The sequence below is a fragment of the Loigolactobacillus bifermentans DSM 20003 genome, from assembly GCF_001434575.1.
Lineage (GTDB): Bacteria > Bacillota > Bacilli > Lactobacillales > Lactobacillaceae > Loigolactobacillus > Loigolactobacillus bifermentans.
Genome location: NZ_AZDA01000029.1, coordinates 1 through 1,605 on the forward strand (window position 1 = coordinate 1; position 1,605 = coordinate 1,605).

General features: G+C 41.9%; 3 protein-coding genes. All 3 read left to right on the top strand.

The window, feature by feature from the left end:
- Positions 1-352: 352 nt before the first annotated feature.
- The gene (locus tag FC07_RS04905; RefSeq protein WP_057904010.1) at positions 353-628 is read left to right on the top strand and encodes a helix-turn-helix domain-containing protein; all 276 of its coding nucleotides are present in this window, start codon (positions 353-355) and stop codon (positions 626-628) included.
- 251 nt (positions 629-879) lie between these two features.
- Positions 880-1,098, top strand: coding sequence for a hypothetical protein (locus FC07_RS04910; RefSeq protein ID WP_057904011.1), 219 nt, complete (start codon positions 880-882; stop codon positions 1,096-1,098).
- Positions 1,099-1,112: 14 nt separating this feature from the next.
- Positions 1,113-1,529 carry a hypothetical protein gene (locus FC07_RS04915; RefSeq protein WP_057904012.1) on the top strand — a complete coding sequence of 139 codons (417 nt, stop codon included), beginning with the start codon at positions 1,113-1,115 and terminating at the stop codon, positions 1,527-1,529.
- The last annotated feature ends 76 nt before the right edge of the window (positions 1,530-1,605 follow it).

Genomic DNA, 1,605 nt, shown 5'->3' on the forward strand with positions numbered 1-1,605 from the left:
AATTATACTAAATCAGAGTCTCTATTTAACTTGTACACTTTTTATTCTAGGCCCACCCTAAGCACAATCACAAATGGGATACGCTGGTTAAGCCTTCACGGCGTGAAATGTGTGGTGATCGTATCGCCATACTTGAAGGTGAAGTTATTGGCAATGTGATTATAAGAAGCGAAAAATCACGGATGCACAACGCCAAGCTATGGCAGAACGTGCAAAAGTCCGTTTTCGCTCAAAAGATTAACGAACGACAAGAATAAAAAAGTATCAATCTAATTTAGGTGTAATCACACCCGATTGGGTTAAACGCTCTAAAACACGCTGTAATGGACGGATCAGAAAGGAATGAACAATAATGGATGGAATCACCTTTTCATTACCAGATGATATGTTGGTACAAATTAAAACGGCTATGACAGCCGCGGCTAACGACGCTTTTAAACAGGCAGCAACTAATCAGCAATTGCCTGAAAAGTGGTTAGACCTAGGCCAAGCGTGCCAGTATGCAGGAGTAGCCCGCAATACGCTTAACAAGTTCATTGATGATGGGTTGAAAATCACAATCATTGGTAACGTGAAACGAATCAGCAAACCTGATATTGATAGTTACTTAGAAGCACATTCAATTTAAAAAATAAAGAAATGGCGACTTTGACGGGGCAAGCGTTTCTTATGACATCCCCTACTTTGGGGATTTAGAAAGTGAGGCGGCGACTATGCCAGATTGGATGTTTTACATGCTACTTGGTGCCGGTGCTGTTTATGTATGGATGCGGCGGCGTGAATTGTTTGGTTGGTAACTCAAAAATTGAGGAACCAAATATGTTAGCGGAATTTTCCGCCGAGTGAAATATGGTAGCCAAATGAGAGGAGTTTTTGAAGATGGATGAAGCTAAAAACGTGGCGATCACGCTAAAGAATTATGAGTGGCGTATGTTGGCCATTCAGTTGATTATCCTAGGCAATACCGTGCCAGAAATGGCCGTAAACGACAATATTAAGGGCGTACTGGACGCTATTAAGCAATCAGGCGTACTAGACGGCGAGACCATGGCAGCGCAATTAAAGCTAATAGCGAGCGTTAAATACCAGACAAAATAATGAGGTGTAAACACATGAAAGAAGAAAATATTATCTACCCTAGCTTAGTTGAAGAATCCTACCAAATCGCATTGGCTCACGGTGTGCACAAGACTAAAGCTCAAATTTATAAGATGTTGGTCAAATCTGGGATGATTGACCCCAACGGTGATCCTACTGAATCAGCATTAAAAGCTGGATTAGTAAGTGAGTATTCGCGTGTTGATGACGGCAACTACCAAGCCACATCCCTAGCGGTATTCAAGCAAGATAACCCCATGTATGCCGGTTATGCTGACAGTCATTTCACTTGGATTGATGACCAAGGTTGGGCTGTGGATGCCTTTGTAGTTCGCGGCGTTGCTAACGATGTATTAAATGACCCAGACAGTACGCCGGAACAACGGCAAACAGCATATGAGCAACTAGAATACGCCAAACATATGGAATAACGACATGACACAAAAAGAAGGCAAAAAAACAGTCTAACATTGGTGGTGAATCGTAATTTGACGGAATTATGATTCA